Origin of the sequence: Pseudoalteromonas tetraodonis, assembly GCF_002310835.1 — a bacterium.
Classification (GTDB): Bacteria; Pseudomonadota; Gammaproteobacteria; order Enterobacterales; family Alteromonadaceae; genus Pseudoalteromonas; species Pseudoalteromonas tetraodonis.
This window is the reverse complement of sequence record NZ_CP011041.1, coordinates 341,008-356,459: the sequence shown is the minus strand read 5'-3', so window position 1 is coordinate 356,459 and position 15,452 is coordinate 341,008. Positions and strand designations below refer to the sequence as shown.

General features: G+C 38.9%; 10 protein-coding genes. 5 read left to right on the top strand and 5 right to left on the bottom strand.

Annotated features, from left to right (window positions below):
* Positions 1 to 85 precede the first annotated feature (85 nt).
* Positions 86 to 2,092, bottom strand: coding sequence for a formylglycine-generating enzyme family protein (locus tag PTET_RS01600; RefSeq protein WP_013463920.1), 2,007 nt, complete (start codon positions 2,090 to 2,092; stop codon positions 86 to 88).
* A 335-nt stretch (positions 2,093 to 2,427) separates the two neighbouring features.
* On the opposite strand from PTET_RS01600, the gene PTET_RS01595 reads away from it, so the two are divergent.
* Positions 2,428 to 3,336: a 1-aminocyclopropane-1-carboxylate deaminase/D-cysteine desulfhydrase gene (locus PTET_RS01595; protein WP_013463919.1), complete on the top strand. Its 909-nt coding sequence runs from the start codon at positions 2,428 to 2,430 to the stop codon at positions 3,334 to 3,336.
* A gap of 29 nt (positions 3,337 to 3,365) precedes the next feature.
* Here the strand turns inward: PTET_RS01595 and PTET_RS01590 are convergent, their stop codons facing one another.
* The 3 genes from PTET_RS01590 to PTET_RS01580 all read right to left on the bottom strand — a co-directional run bounded on the left by PTET_RS01590 (position 3,366) and on the right by PTET_RS01580 (position 7,434).
* The gene (locus PTET_RS01590) at positions 3,366 to 5,012 is read right to left on the bottom strand and encodes an EAL domain-containing protein (RefSeq protein WP_013463918.1); all 1,647 of its coding nucleotides are present in this window, start codon (positions 5,010 to 5,012) and stop codon (positions 3,366 to 3,368) included.
* Between the two features lie 368 nt (positions 5,013 to 5,380).
* A complete protein-coding gene (gene ssb / locus PTET_RS01585; RefSeq protein ID WP_096038103.1) occupies positions 5,381 to 6,046 on the bottom strand; it encodes a single-stranded DNA-binding protein in 666 nt (221 codons plus the stop codon).
* Positions 6,047 to 6,066: 20 nt separating this feature from the next.
* Complete coding sequence (locus PTET_RS01580; RefSeq protein WP_016900311.1) at positions 6,067 to 7,434, bottom strand: MFS transporter; 1,368 nt, start codon at positions 7,432 to 7,434, stop codon at positions 6,067 to 6,069.
* A 163-nt stretch (positions 7,435 to 7,597) separates the two neighbouring features.
* Between PTET_RS01580 and uvrA the strand changes: the two genes are divergently transcribed.
* Positions 7,598 to 10,423 carry an excinuclease ABC subunit UvrA gene (gene uvrA / locus PTET_RS01575; protein ID WP_024602149.1) on the top strand — a complete coding sequence of 942 codons (2,826 nt, stop codon included), beginning with the start codon at positions 7,598 to 7,600 and terminating at the stop codon, positions 10,421 to 10,423.
* Positions 10,424 to 10,452: 29 nt separating this feature from the next.
* Entirely contained in the window at positions 10,453 to 11,514 is a 1,062-nt protein-coding gene (locus PTET_RS01570) for a hypothetical protein (protein ID WP_096038102.1), read from the top strand.
* Positions 11,515 to 11,625: 111 nt separating this feature from the next.
* Here the strand turns inward: PTET_RS01570 and PTET_RS01565 are convergent, their stop codons facing one another.
* Entirely contained in the window at positions 11,626 to 13,770 is a 2,145-nt protein-coding gene (locus PTET_RS01565) for a winged helix-turn-helix domain-containing protein (RefSeq protein ID WP_016900314.1), read from the bottom strand.
* Between the two features lie 284 nt (positions 13,771 to 14,054).
* Between PTET_RS01565 and PTET_RS01560 the strand changes: the two genes are divergently transcribed.
* Both PTET_RS01560 and PTET_RS01555 read left to right on the top strand, forming a co-directional pair.
* Positions 14,055 to 14,405 carry a hypothetical protein gene (locus PTET_RS01560; RefSeq protein ID WP_013463912.1) on the top strand — a complete coding sequence of 117 codons (351 nt, stop codon included), beginning with the start codon at positions 14,055 to 14,057 and terminating at the stop codon, positions 14,403 to 14,405.
* A gap of 27 nt (positions 14,406 to 14,432) precedes the next feature.
* Entirely contained in the window at positions 14,433 to 15,353 is a 921-nt protein-coding gene (locus tag PTET_RS01555; RefSeq protein ID WP_013463911.1) for a TraB/GumN family protein, read from the top strand.
* Positions 15,354 to 15,452: the final 99 nt, after the last annotated feature.

Below are 15,452 nucleotides of genomic sequence, written 5' to 3'. Positions count from 1 at the left end.
TAACATTCTCAACACAATGAGCAATGTAAAGCGCAGCCGTCTTTGTAATCATTAAAAAGAGGAAGCACCGCTTCCCCATTAAATATTATCGTTCGCTCATTAAGCGAAAGCCAATATAATTAGCTCTAAAATCTGGCGCTAAAATTAAACGCGTTGATGCACGAGCAAGGCTAGGGGCAAAATTCCATGCACCTCCGCGAACAACGGCATCTTTTTTATTCCCTGTGCTACTAGTCCATTCCCATACATTGCCTACAGTATCGTATAAGCCAAATGCATTTGCAGAAAAAGATCCAACGGGAGCCGTGCGTTTATTCGACCACTCGCTACCACACCAACCACAGTTAGCTAGGTTTTTACCAATTTCGTTACCCCATGGGTACTCTGTCTCAGTGCCTGCACGCGCCGCATATTCCCACTCAACCTCAGTAGGTAAACGATACGTTTGCGCTGTTTTATCAGAAAACCATTCAGCGTAAGCAATAGCATCATTTTTTGTCAAACACACAGCAGGAAACTCATTGGTTTGCTCAAATCCTGGAGCACGCCAATTTAAGCTTGCTTCCCAAACAGGTTCGCCGTTGAGGTAATATGCGCAACCTTTGCCTTTTTCAGCTTCGGTTTTATATTGCGTTTCGTTTACAAACGCTTCAAATGCGCCAACAGTCACTTCTTTGCTCTGCATAGCAAAAGATTCACTAATCGTTTTTTCAACCACGGGGCGTTCATTTTCAAGCCCATTGCCGTTTATATCACCCATTTTAAATTTGCCAACGGGGATCATCACTGCTGATGGGTCCACCATAGGTGGGCGTGTATCAACTTCCATTCCTTTTGGGCAATCTGCTTGTATTATTTGCTCTCGCTTTTTAGTCGGTGCAGCAATCGACTCTGACTTTTTTTCCAACTGAGCAAAAAGCGTTCGCGTTTTCTTTAAGTCAATTCGCGCTTTATAAGGGATGTAACCCTCTTTGCGTATTTCTAATTTATGCAAACCACGTGGTAAGTTCGTCACCAAACGAGTAGAACCTACTCGAATATCATTAATAAATACTTCATCGCCGTGTACATTAGAGCGTAAGGTTAACTGAACTAATTGATCTTTCTTGTTCTCAGCGACCACTTTAGGCTTTTTATTAACTGTTTTAGCGACAACGGCAGCGGCTTTATTATCCCCATTATCGCTGAATGTTAACTGACTATCAGAGAAAGTAGTGCTATAAGCTGGCTGATAAGTATTTGCCAGCGGGGTACCATACTCTAAACAAAAACTATTATTCACACTAAGTAAGTGACATAAACGACTGCTGTTTACATCTCCGCGCATAGTAACGCTTAAATTGACGTTGTAATCACCTTGCCCGCTAAATGCGCTCTTAATCACGTGACTACTTAAAATTTGTACTTGTGCCCCAGCCATGTCTCGCTTAGGTTCAACAAGACGTTTTTCTGTAAGATTTTCAAATATTTGATCTAAAAAACGTTTAGTTGCCTTTTTCAGCCCTATTTGCTGACCGCTCTGCTCACATGCCGCCAGTGTTTCAGTGCGCTTACAGTTAATGGTATGGTCAACTTCAAGCGTACCCTCTCGGGTAAATTCATTGCGTAATCGCTCTACACGCGCCGTAGTATATTGCACTTTTAAGCTTTCAATCGTGTTTTGAAGTGCATGTTTATCAGCGCGAATTTGCTCAATATCTTTTAGATGGGATGCAATTGCCGCCAATTGCATAGAAATATCATTTTTATTTTGTTCTTGATCAACAACGGCTTTTTGATAACGCGATTGTGCAGAGGTAATGTCTAGCGACGGATTATCAATTAAACGCCGATACATATCATTCATCGCCTCCAACGCTTGGTTTTTTTCTTTATCAAGCTGTGTGGAACGCGTTCTCAGCAATTCAAGTTGTGTTTGAAGTTGGTTCTCTTCTTTTAAATATTTGTCGAGCATCGTCGTTGAACGAGTGTATTCTGTTTGTTTCGTATTAATCTCTGATTCAATTCTGTTTACAGTAGTTGTATCTTGTGCAAATACTGTGCTTGCAAAAAAGCTAGCAGAAATTAACAGAGATAAAGGAGCAATTCGCATATATTCCAGTCCCAAAAAAGCGGCAATTATTTGGTTATTATTATTTTTTATAATAAAACCTTATGCTATGTACTTGAAGCACAAAACACAAGCTTTGTTCATTTATTATCTCAGTTTACAACTATTATCCCGTTTCATGCCAGTAAATAACCGTTTCATTTGTACTAAATAGCTAATTTATTTAACAACACCGAGATTTATCTGCATTTTACGCTATTAAGATGCCAATTTAGCCGCGTATTCATATTTTTTAGTTTGCTTAAGTAATAAAAACTGAGTCAAAATAACGCTATTACACAGCACATTCATCATGTAACTAATGAAAAAGAGCGATAATGCCAATACCATTCAGTATTAATGAACATAGCTATTTACAAACAATTACCAGTGAATTACTAACAGACAAGAAAATAACTTTAACTATTAAGCGCGATGATTTATTGCATCCACTTATCAGCGGTAATAAATGGCGAAAGCTCAAATACAATTTAGTTCGTATGCAACAACTGGGTAAATCTGAATTACTTACATTTGGTGGTGCTTTTTCAAATCACATTCATGCGTGCGCCGCTGCTGGTAAAGAGTTTAACTTAACAACCCACGCAATTGTGCGCGGCCCACAGCTTGATCTAAATAATCCTACTCTAAAATTTGCACAGCAATGTGGTATGCAGTTACATGCAGTCAATCGTATAGAGTACAAACAACGACATGATGAAGCCTATTTAGCCGCATTACAGGCACGCTTTCCAAACGCATACATTCTACCTGAAGGAGGCACTAACGAGTTTGCTATAGAGGGATGTAAAGAGCTTGCTCAGAGTTTACCTGAGCACGACTACTTAGTCTGTCCAACTGGCAGTGGCGGCACCTTGGCTGGATTGATAGAGGGCAGCTCAAATAAAATCAACCTACTAGGGATTGCTGTTTTAAAGCAAGCCGACTACCTGCGGGACGAAATACGCGCTCTTAGCCCTAAAGCAAAATCACAAAATAACTGGCAACTACTTACGCAATTTCACGGTGGTGGATATGGTCGTTTTACAGCTGAGTTATGGCAGTTTTGCCAACACATGCAGCATCAACATCAATTACCCTTGGAGCCTATTTACAGTGGTAAAATGATGTACGCACTTTGGCAGCTCATCAATAATGATTACTTTGCCCCTAACAGCAAAATTATTGCAATACATACTGGTGGGTTGCAAGGTTTAGAAGGGCTAAAATATCGCAAATTAGTGTAGAGTATATTTAACTTGTTAATTGCTTAGCATTAGTGAAATGCGACTTGAGTATAATTGGGGAGTAATTTAGAAAAATATCCTCCTTGCGCGCCGCTAATGCCTATTACTTTTAAAAGTTGTAGCTCCTGAGGCGTCTCTACATCAAGTGCAAAGACTGACAAGCTCAATAATCTACTTATATGCACAATCCCCCTAACGTATTTTTGTTGTGAATTACTGCGCTCTATCCCATGGACAAGTTCAGAAGCTAAGTTAAGCCCTGATATTTGTTTATTAAGCGTAAACTTAAAAATATTTTTACTGTTTCTCACATCATTAATTACAATATTGCAGTTTAGTGCCGCTATTGCTGCAAAAGCGCCTTGCAAACGTAATTGATTATTTAAGAATTCTGATTCATTTATAGAAAATTGCAGTGTATGTTGGTTTTTTAAGTCATTGATATAAGCAGTTAACCAGCTCCAAAACTCGTTATTAAACCAGTTTTTAGGATGTAACTTAATACTAATAACTGACGATGATTTATCTATAAGCAATAGTTTTTTAACTTGCATAACTACCGCTTGATCGTGCAACAGCGCCTCACCTTCGCTATAAAATTGACTGATACTTTCTTGATTAAGTAATTGTTTATTTCCCCTGTCATTACTTTTAATTGATACGTAATGCTTAATAATAGCGCCGCTATCGAGCTCGTATACTGGTTGAAATAAAATAGCTAATTTTTGCTTTTTAATTCGTTGTGATATTGAGTGTCTATCGAGCTTTTGGACATGACCATAATTTAACGCTAATTGGTGATAATGCTTAACTCGATTTTGCTGCGAGAGAGTAAGTGCCGACTTTGCCAACTGATACACCATAACCTGATCAGCCTCGGAATAATAAGTACATAAACCTACTTTTACATGCCTCTGTGCAGTTCTTGGCGCCAATACATGAGCGGCACTTACAATGCATTGATGTAAATATTTAGCGCAATTGAGTTTATCAATTGCATCAATCCCTTTGAGAGTAAAAGCGAAATTGCCTGCAGTTAATAACTTAACGGATATTTCAGTCGTATTAATAAAGTCTTTTGCCAATAAGACTTTAAGAGTCGCTTGTAAGTCAGTGTTTGCATCAAAATGGCATTCACACTGAATAAGTGCAAATACATTATATTTAATTGCTTCCTGCACATTAGTTGTCGCTATGGGAGCGAGCTGTAAAGAACTCACTTTGGGTGCATAACGTACTTTCTTATTATTAAAGTGCTGCTGACGTTTAGAGGTCATTGTGCTGTTTTTTATTGTTTTAGGCTTTTTAAAACGTCGAATACAAAGCATAGCGAGCAAAAGAACCGCGTTTATTATTAAAAACAAATAGCTATAGCTATACCAAACTGGCCATGAGTAGAGCAAAATTCCTTTTGAGTTAGCGCTAAAATAATGTTTTTGTTTTTCTATATAAATAGAGTTTTTATTAGGCGCGAGCGTAAAAGGCGTATTTGCAATAAGTTGTTTTTCATTGGCCAATGGCTGTTGCAATTGCTTCGCTAGCTTTAAACCAACTTGCTCGTTTTGATGCTGTAAAACCAAACTTAAACCGCTATTAATAATCACTAGCAAGGCGATACACAGAGCATAAAACAAAGCATTTGAATAATTGGTAAAGTGAAATTTACTGACTTTCATAACCCACCGGCACATCAAATAAGTTATTAAAGTGTTGTCTACTATTTGCAATTGTACAAGCCAACAATAAAAGTTTAGCGAAGGTTTAAAAGTTAGTACTTAATGTTTATAAACATTATATTTAGCCTTCAATTAGTTAACTAAACAGCTGTCATTATTTATATATTAGTTTGAACAAAGGAGGGCTTGGCTTAAAAAATAAAAACACCAGTATCACAGTGCTTTTTACACATTCATATGTTTACTTTAGGAAGTGTTTATTCAGATTTAAAAACTGTAGAAATGGAATACGGTCATTTTTTTAATAAAAAAGCCGCTTAATAGCGGCTTTCTAGAAAACTTTTAAACATTTTGCTTTTTGTCTTAGGTCAAAACGGGATATCGTCATCAAAGTCGATTGTTGGTTCCATAGGGTTTGATGCGCCACCTTGCGGTGCATTTTGTGGCTTAGGTGCAAACCCGCCTTGCTGTTGTGGTGCACTATTTTGTTGTGGTGCAAAACCACCTTGCTGCTGTGGCTGGTATTGGTTGTTTTGCTGCGGTGCTGGCTGCTGAGCAGGTGCAGATTGCTGCTGTGGAGCATAACTGCCTTGCTGGCTATTTTGGCCTTGGTTATTTTGACCATAACCACCGCTTTGTTGCCCGCCTTGGTTGCCTTGATAGCCACCACTTTGTTGATCGCCACCGCGTGCACCTAGCATTTGCATTTGACCCGTAAAGCCATCGACAACGATTTCTGTGGTGTATTTTTCTTGGCCTTGTTGATCAGTCCATTTACGGGTTTGAAGTTTACCTTCTACGTAAATTTGTGATCCCTTGCGGCAGTATTCACCCACAATTTCAGCTAACTTGCCAAAAAATACCACACGGTGCCACTCAGTTTTATCAACCATTTGGCCAGTGTTTTTATCTTTATAGCTATCTGAAGTTGCTAAGGTAATATTTGCTACACCATTACCATTAGGCATGTAACGAACTTCAGGATCTTGCCCTAAATTACCAACCAAAATTACTTTGTTCACACCGCGTGCCATGGAACCATCTCCTATAAACGTTAGATTAAACCAGCCACTCTTCGGGCTTGGTCTAGGTCAAATTCTTTATCATTAATCTTTAAGTAGCTACGACTTTCATCGCGAACTACGGTTGCTTCTATTACGCCGGGTAAAGCAACTAACTGAGAAGCCAGTGTTTGTGCCTGCTCTTCAGAATCTAATTGGGTCATTAAACTAATAACTTTGCTTTTCGGTGGGACTTGCATTTTCCACGCAATAATAAGCCATATTACCCCAACAAGTGCCGCCGCCGCAAACACAGCTTGCGTACTAGTTGTTTGTGCTACATACCCGCCAAGCATGCCGCCTAAAAAAGCGCCTAAAAACTGGCTCGATGAATACCCCCCCATGGCTGAGCCTTTTTGGCTTGCTGGAGCAATACGCGACACAAGAGCCGGCATAGTGGCTTCTAAAAAGTTAAACGCAACAAAATATAACAGCATACAAACCGCAATACCAACAACGCTGTTTGCCCACATAGACATACTTAACATGCTGACTATTAAAACCATAACAGAACCAATAAAGGCTTGTTTTTCTTTCTCTTTTTTAATCGCCACTATCATTACTGGCACCATTAAAAAAAACGCCAAAAATAAAACCGGAATATAAAGCTGCCAATGGTTTTCGGCCACTAAGCCATCTTTAATTAATTGGCTTGGTAATACTACAAAAATAGTCGTTAATGTTAGATGCAGCAATAATACGCCTGCATTTAAACGTGCCAGCTGTGGGTGTTTAATCAATTTTTTGATGTCACTAAAACTGGCAAGCGTATCGCCTTTAGGGGCTTTATTTATTGCACTGGGAACGAGCATAGTGACTATAAAAATACCACACACAGCCAAAATAGCCGTTAGCCAAAATACGCCTGCAATGCCCCACGAAGCTGCCACTATAGGCCCTAATAACATCGCAAACGCAAAGCTCATACCGATGCTCATGCCAATCACCGCCATAACTTTGGGGCGCTGTTCATCACGGCTTAAATCTGATGCAAACGCTAATAATGCGCTGGCTATAGCTCCCATGCCTTGTAATGCGCGCCCTACCGTCACCATTTGAATAGACTCTGCCAAAGCGGCAATTACCGAACCTAAAGCAAACACCGCCAAACCACCGACTATGACTTTTTTACGACCTATTTTATCGGAAAGTCTCCCCATTGGGATTTGTAATACGGCCTGAGTTAAACCATACGCACCAATTGCAAAACCAATCCAGATAGGTGAAAAGTCTTCAAGCTCTTGACCATAAATAGCTAAAACAGGCATCAGCATAAACAAGCCGAGCATTCTAAATGCAAACACACTCGCTAACGATACGGCGGCGCGTTTTTCTCGTGAATTAAGTGAAGATGCGGTCATTATTTGCGTGATCTTACTGTGTTAAAAAATTAGGCGAGGATTCTATCACAAGCTTGGCAATAATTAATCGTCTATAACTAAGGATTTTTTCGATGATCAAGGATTAATATTGCAGCGTATTATGCGATACTGAACAAATAATTTTGGCAATAAACGAGATAGCATGGAAAACATTGAAGTCCGAGGCGCCCGCACGCACAATTTAAAAGACATCAGCCTAACCATCCCACGTGATAAACTAATTGTTATTACTGGCTTATCTGGTTCAGGAAAGTCATCACTTGCATTTGATACGCTGTATGCAGAAGGGCAACGTCGGTATGTTGAATCACTCTCTGCTTATGCAAGGCAGTTTTTGTCATTAATGGAAAAGCCCGATGTAGATCATATTGAAGGCCTTTCTCCTGCTATTTCCATAGAACAAAAATCAACCTCGCATAACCCACGTTCAACCGTGGGAACTATTACTGAAATCTACGATTATTTACGCTTGATGTTTGCACGAGTCGGTGAGCCTCGCTGCCCGACTCATGATTTACCGCTCGCGGCGCAAACAATCAGCCAAATGGTCGATACTGCGCTGGCACTGCCTGAGGGCACAAAGCTAATGCTCTTGGCGCCTGTTGTTAAAGACCGTAAAGGCGAACATGTAAAGCTATTAGAGCAGCTTGCAAGCCAAGGCTACATTCGCGCACGTATTGATGGCGAAGTGTGCGACCTATCTGATCCACCACCACTAGATCTACATAAAAAGCACACAATTGAAGTCGTGGTTGATCGCTTTAAAGTCAAAGACGGCCAGCAACAACGTCTCGCGGAATCATTCGAAACAGCACTTGAAATGTCAGGCGGCGTTGCCAACATTGCGTTTATGGACGATAGCAATGCTGAAGAAATGCTGTTTTCAGCAAATTTTGCCTGTCCAACCTGTGGCTATGCGATGACAGAGCTTGAACCGCGTCTATTTTCGTTCAATAACCCTGCAGGAGCTTGTCAAAGCTGTGACGGTTTAGGTGTAAGGCAATACTTTGACCCTAATCGCGTGGTTCATAACCCTGAGATAAGTTTAGCTGGCGGTGCAATTAAAGGTTGGGATAAACGCAGCTTTTACTACTATCAAATGTTGCAAGCAGTTGCACAACATTACGACTTTGATTTAGATGTTCCTTATCAAGAGCTTGCAAAAGAACATAAGAAAATTATTCTAGATGGCTCGGGTGATACTAAAATTGCATTTAATTACCGTAATGACCGCGGTGATTTAATTACACGTAATCATGTATTTGAAGGCGTGTTAAATAATATGAACCGCCGCTACCGCGAAACTGAATCAAACTCTGTGCGTGAAGAGCTAGCTAAGTATCAAACTAGTCAAGCGTGCCCTAGTTGTAAAGGTTCGCGCCTTCGCCAAGAAGCACGTAACGTATTTATTGGTCAAACTAACTTACCAACCATCACACATATGAGTATTGGTGAGGCAATGAGCTTTTTTGAAGGCTTGCATTTGACTGGGCAAAAAGGCCAAATTGCGGAGAAGATTTTAAAAGAAATTCGCGATCGTTTATCTTTCTTAATAAATGTTGGCCTAAATTACTTATCACTTGAGCGCAGCGCCGACACGCTCTCTGGCGGTGAAGCACAGCGTATTCGTTTAGCGAGTCAAATTGGCGCTGGATTAGTAGGTGTAATGTATGTATTAGATGAACCATCTATTGGTTTACACCAACGTGATAACGACCGTTTATTAAAAACCTTAGTGCATTTACGTGATTTAGGTAACACCGTTATTGTTGTAGAGCATGATGAAGACGCGATCCGCGCGGCAGATCATATTATTGATATTGGTCCAGGTGCTGGTGTGCATGGCGGCCATGTTATTGCTCAAGGTACACGCGATGATATTTTAGCGAGCAAAGACTCGGTTACCGGTCAGTTTTTATCGGGGGTGCGTAAAATTGAAGTGCCTAAAGAGCGCCATGCTACTAACGATAAATGGTTAGAGCTGTTTGGCGCTACCGGTAATAACTTAAAAAATGTTGATTTAAAAATACCCTTTGGCTTAATGACCTGTATTACCGGTGTATCGGGCTCAGGTAAATCCACACTCATTAACGACACCTTATTTAAACTCGCTCACACTGAGCTTAATGGTGCCACAACCGCAGAAGCGGCGCCTTACAAGTCAATTGCAGGCCTTGAACACTTTGACAAAGTGATTGATATTGACCAAAGCCCTATTGGCCGCACACCGCGTTCAAACCCTGCAACTTATACTGGTATTTTCACCGGTATTCGTGAGCTGTTTGCGGGTACTCAAGAAGCCCGTTCACGTGGTTACAAAGTGGGTCGCTTTAGCTTTAATGTTAAAGGTGGGCGTTGTGAGGCATGCCAAGGTGATGGCGTTATTAAAGTAGAAATGCACTTTTTACCTGACGTTTATGTACCGTGTGATGTGTGTAAGGGTAAACGTTATAATCGCGAAACCTTAGAAGTACAATATAAAGGCAAAAACATCAACCAAGTGCTCGACATGACCGTTGAAGATGCCCATGACTACTTTGATAAAATACCGGCTATAGCACGCAAACTTAAAACCCTAATGGATGTTGGACTTTCTTATATCCGCTTAGGCCAAGCCGCTACAACACTTTCTGGTGGTGAAGCACAGCGAATTAAGTTAGCACGTGAGCTTTCTAAGCGTGATACCGGTAAAACGCTATACATATTAGATGAGCCAACAACAGGCCTGCACTTTGCAGATATAGAGCAGTTATTAGTAGTACTGCATCGTCTGCGCGATCATGGCAATACCATTGTAGTGATTGAGCACAATTTAGATGTAATCAAAACAGCCGACTGGATCGTTGATTTAGGCCCTGAAGGTGGTGCTGGCGGCGGTGAAATACTGATTGCAGGTACACCAGAAGAAGTAGCTGAATGTCAGCGCTCACATACTGGGCACTACTTAAAACCGCTATTAAATAAATAGCGGTAATACGCTTTAGATAAGGAAAGTCGGTGTTAAGGTATTTAAAAATTGCAAAATGGCGTGCTAATAAGCAGTTTAAGCAACAGCAAAAAAGCTGGCAACCACACCAAGTTAAACTGCTTAGCCATATAAAAAGCATATGGTTTAACCTTAACACCGCGCAAAAACTTTATCTGCTTGCGTTTATAACCCTAGCCATTTTTAAGTTAACGTGGCTATGTGCCACTATTACTATTATTGCGCTGATCATAGAATTTTGGCCTAAGTTTAATCAACTATGGAATTCACTCGCCGGTAAAGCACTTATTTTGGTATTTTATGCCAGTATTGCTAACTTTGTTTTAGCAAGTGCTAGTGGCATTGTAAATGAAGTCACTCAGGTATCAGCTAATCACTTTAATTACACTCATAACTTTGCCACTTTATTATATTTACCGCCTTGGACACTAGGAATAACTCTGGCAACACTGCTCGGCTTACAACTTATTTTGCCTTTTTACATCATAGTGTTATTACTAATCAAGCCATTTGGATCTGATCGCATAAAGTTTATTAGCCAAAGCTACTCACCACTTCTAACTGCATTAACCCGCTTTTTTTTAGCGACGGTAGTGTTTGTAAGTCTGATTGCATTTATTGATGAAAAACCGCCTGAAAAAGTATTAAACGATATAGTAAATAGCTTTGAAAATAGCCAATCGCTCGCAAATAAATCCCCCGCTGAGCAAGAGCAAGCCATAGAAAAATTGAGTGAGCAAATAGAGAAAAAACTCCCCTCTTCAGACAATGACGGCGCTCAGACAAAAACATTTGGTATTCGCTTAGAAGGCGAAGATAAGAACACTCAAACGGTTAGACAGTTTTTAGATACTAAAGGCTACTTTGAACGTAGTAAGCGCTTAATTGCCATGTTTGCCTATAGTTATGAAGCAGACAGTTATTCACGTTGTAAGAAATCAACAGAGAGTAAGTCAATCGAGCTCAATGATTACGAAATTATTGAAATAACGCCTGATCAAAGCATGCCTTACGGTTATCAATTTATAGTTAGAGCCTGTGAGTCTGCCGGTATTTCTGCTACAAAACATTAAAGTATAAAAAATAAACGCGCTTATGGGCGTGGAATAAACCCACCCTTATCATAAACTGCTTTTAATGTAGTTTCTTCACGCGCGCTGGCTTTTTCAGCATAATGAATAGCGCTATTCGCCCCAACTAATTTGTACTATTTGCATATCTTTATACTTAGATCCCGTAAACAATATTTCATTGCTTTCGTTTACCTCAAAACCAATAGGTCGAAAGTCCACGTGTGTATCTTGTATGGTTTGATCTTGTAAATTTAGCCTAGCGATTCTAGAAATAGAATCTGAATAATAGAAATAGTTTTTGCTAATGCCATATGCAACTGACTTTTTGGCATTTTTAGGTAATTCCCAGCTTTGCCTATCTGAAAGGCGAATTAATTGATTATCATTGGTTACGTATCCGTTACCTTTACTATCTGAAATGAGTTTATTCGCTTTTACTCCTTCTATCACGCGTGTATCGCGAGTGAGTAAATTAAACTCTGCCAATATATTTTTTGAACCAAGTCGCTTAATATAAATAATGCTTTCGTTATTTTTTGACCAAATATAGCTTATTATTTTATGCTTATTAAATTCTTCTAACGGATAAAATTTTTGAGCGCTTACGTCATAAAGTGAATAGCTTTTATTTTTTATGAACATTATGCGCTGCTTATTGGGAGAAGCTCTGAGCATTCCTAATGCAAAAATCGAAGGGGCATCATCATAATTAAAAAAGCTAAGTTGCTTTGTAAAACCATTTTGAGAGAGCCATAATTGACTGCTGCCAGAACGCTCAGATACGAAAACATGCGCAGGCCCTTCTTTATTAACTATTTCAATAATGTTGTAGTCGTCTTTATCACTTTTATAGAGCGTTTCATACTTAGGTGTATCGCCAAAAGGGTCTGTTGCTTTAATTAGCGAGTATGATTGGGTTTTATTCTCTGAATAAAAAAGACTATTGGCAGAGTGAACCGCTATATAATAAGGAGTTATCTTTGGGGTTACTGTTAGCGTATGTTTAACAATGTTTTTTTCATCAAACATAATGGTTGAAAGCTCAGAACCTTCAAATACAATCACGCCTTTATCGTCAGCAAGCCAATCAAATGCAAAGCTAATCGTGCTTTTTTCTGCTTTAAATAACCGCTTGGTTTCATGGGTCTCAAAGTTATAACTAAATACAGAAAAAGGCTTACCCTTTTGACTAAGTATATATGCTATTTTATTACCAGAATGAGATAAACGCGGCATGATTACGCCATACATTACCCCTGGTGGTGGGATCACTATGAATTCTTTTTTAAGTTCTAAATCAAATTTATATAAACCTGAACCTTCATGCTCATTTTTATATTCGGTGTAATAAATATGTTCACCACTTTCGTCTACTTGCGCATAACCTGTATATCTAAGGTCACACTTTTTAATAGAGGTAGCCTCCCCTATAACAGGAAACTGGCTTAAATCAACAAGTACCATTTCGCACTTTTGCTGCTTTAAATTGGTAGCTTGTAATAGCACTGAGTGCTGGTTTAACTGCCATGATAAAATAGACACCTGAAAGCCTGGATAGGTAATTTCAATCTCTCGCTGATCTGAAAGACGCTTAACAAATGCATGCATTACGTCATTTTCAGGTTCTATATTGGTGTAAGCTAAATATTGTTTATCTGAGGATAATTCAGGGTGAACTTCACTGCCAATATTCCACGTGCTTGCTACCTTATTAACCGTGATCTGTTTAATCTTTTCGCTAGAAGGTGCATTAATAAAAAACAACCCAAACCATACTAAAAAGCATATAAAAATAATGACGACTAAAGAATAGATCAAAAGCTTTTTACTATTCGTTCTTTGAACCGGTTGAGAAGTAGTTGCAGTCACTACCTCTTCATTTTTTGCAGAAATATCCGGTGAGTCAGGCAAAAAGTTTGCAGGCTTTTCAGAAGCGTTTGCTTGCGTTAAGCGCTCTGGTATGACTGTTAGGCTATATCCTTTACGGTAATGCGTTTTCAAAAGCGGCGCTTTTTCAATGGGGTGAGCAAGCTGCTTTCTTAACTCTGAAATAGCACGATTAATCGCATTGTCGTCTACAAAGCTTTGCTGCCACACACTCTCTATTAGCGCTTGACGGGAAACGATTTGTTGAGGCTTATCTATAAAATACAGTAACAGCTTTACTAAAAGTGGGTCTAATTCCCTTTCCATGTTGTTTGAAGTAATCACACAGCGATTACTAATAAATTGCCAAGGTCCGATTTGATAATTCATAGTGTTTACGTATTTTTATTTTTCACTAACCCTATCACAGGTACACTTTTTAATATAGTTAGGTGAATTAGAAACCTTATTTCTGCAGATAAGGTTTAAGGCTAACACTTTAATTTAAAACAATAAAAACAATAAAAATTCTTATAAATAAATCACTCACATCTAGATAAGCGACTCTCGGTAAATTCAGCGATATTCTTTAAAACGTCATCAACAAGCAGCTTACTGAACACGACTTTTAAATGTTAATTAAGCTGACTTTTAAACATAAAAAAGGTTTCATTATGAATAACGCAACTAAAAAAGTATTACCCGTAATTATATTAGCAACAGTATTTAGTACAGCCTCTGCAGTCGCTACAGAAAGCAAAAGCAACACGCTATTAGCTAATTCAGGGCAATGTGCAGCCGGTGAAATAGTTATCAATAGCAATCAAATAATTTATGCTACAAACACCGATTCACTCATTAAGCATGAAGTAAACACTGAAACATTATTTACTAGTATAGAGAATCAAATAACGGCCGACTTTGAATCTTCTATAAACAAGATGAACGCAAAAATTGATAGCAACCTTTCGAAAATAACGTCATCACTAACAACTTATATAAGCACTATTTTAACCAATCAATAATAAATAAAATTTCATTAAGGAAGTGTTATGAACGCATTTACTAAAAAAGTATTTTCAGCAACTGTATTATTGAGCAGCTGTTTATTAGCAACGACTGTGCAAGCACAAAGCTCAGTGTGGCAGGTAAGCAAAGGAAATGACTCATTATTTATTGGCGGCACAGTACACATTTTACCGAAATCAGAAATGCCTCTACCAGTGGAGTTTAACCACGCCTATAAACAAGCAGATACTATTGTATTAGAAGCACCAATACCTGATCCTAGCGATGCACAAGCACAAATGAAAATGTTGAGCGCACTATCCTATAAAAATAATGAAACATTGAGCCAAAAGCTAACTCCAGAGGTAAAGCTCGCATTAGAAAACAAGCTGGCTGAATTTGGTGCAAATCTGAATAAATTAGATAACTTTCGCCCAGCAATGGTTAGTATTGTGCTGATGTCGATGGAGTTGCAAAAACAAAATTTAATGGGTGAAGGCGTTGACGCTTACTTTACTAAAAAAGCGACATTAGATAATAAAGAACAACAATACTTAGAGACGATGGCATTTCAGTTAGAGTTATTTAAGACTATGGGTGAACATAACGAAAATGACTTTATCAAAAATAATTTAGCTGGGTTTGACAATTACGGTGTGATGTTTAAAAAATTACTCTCAGCTTGGCGTGAGGGTGATACACAATCGCTCTATACAGTAGCACTTGAACCGATGCAAAAAAATGATCCTGCAACTTATAAACAATTAATGACCGATAGAAACAATAACTGGCTAGTTAAACTAGAACAAATGTTTAAAAACGATAAAAGTGAATTTGTACTTGTGGGCGCAGGACACCTCGCCGGAGAAGATAGCTTACTGACATTACTTGAGAATAAAGGCTACCAAGTATCTTTAGTTGATATTAACAATACAACTTCCAAAACAACTGCTAAGGCCGATTGATGGATAAAACAGACAAGCAAGCAATGTCACTTCTATTTATATTTGGCTTTTTAATGTTAATCAGCGTGATATAAAAAATGCCGCTAAATTAGCGGCATT

Coding starts and splice junctions, on each gene's coding strand:
- PTET_RS01600 (WP_013463920.1), bottom strand. CDS start 2,092: ATGCGAATTGCTCCTTTATCTCTGTTAATTTCTGCTAGCTTTTTTGCA.
- PTET_RS01595 (WP_013463919.1), top strand. CDS start 2,428: ATGCCAATACCATTCAGTATTAATGAACATAGCTATTTACAAACAATT.
- PTET_RS01590 (WP_013463918.1), bottom strand. CDS start 5,012: ATGAAAGTCAGTAAATTTCACTTTACCAATTATTCAAATGCTTTGTTT.
- ssb (WP_096038103.1), bottom strand. CDS start 6,046: ATGGCACGCGGTGTGAACAAAGTAATTTTGGTTGGTAATTTAGGGCAA.
- PTET_RS01580 (WP_016900311.1), bottom strand. CDS start 7,434: ATGACCGCATCTTCACTTAATTCACGAGAAAAACGCGCCGCCGTATCG.
- uvrA (WP_024602149.1), top strand. CDS start 7,598: ATGGAAAACATTGAAGTCCGAGGCGCCCGCACGCACAATTTAAAAGAC.
- PTET_RS01565 (WP_016900314.1), bottom strand. CDS start 13,770: ATGAATTATCAAATCGGACCTTGGCAATTTATTAGTAATCGCTGTGTG.
- PTET_RS01560 (WP_013463912.1), top strand. CDS start 14,055: ATGAATAACGCAACTAAAAAAGTATTACCCGTAATTATATTAGCAACA.
- PTET_RS01555 (WP_013463911.1), top strand. CDS start 14,433: ATGAACGCATTTACTAAAAAAGTATTTTCAGCAACTGTATTATTGAGC.